Genomic DNA, 222 nt, shown 5'->3' on the forward strand with positions numbered 1-222 from the left:
GTCTTCGACCCCGCCGGCCCCCCCGCGCTGCGCGAGGCCGCGATCCTCTTCACCTCGGGCTCGACCGGCAAGCCCAAGGGCTGCGTGCTGCCGAACGAATATTTCCTCGAAGCCGGGCGCTGGTATGCCGCCGAGGGCGGCCTCTGTGCGCTGGCCGAGGACCCGGCCGAGCGCATGCTGACGCCGCTGCCGATCTTCCACATGAACGCCATGGCCTATTCC

1 protein-coding gene is annotated in these 222 nt (G+C 70.3%); it reads left to right on the forward strand.

Annotated elements, in window-relative coordinates:
• The coding region (locus NO357_RS21340) for an AMP-binding protein (protein ID WP_306737784.1) at window positions 1-222 on the forward strand (222 nt) is incomplete at both ends.

Source organism: Marimonas arenosa, from assembly GCF_030848945.1.
In the GTDB taxonomy this organism is placed as follows: Bacteria; Pseudomonadota; Alphaproteobacteria; order Rhodobacterales; family Rhodobacteraceae; genus Marimonas; species Marimonas arenosa.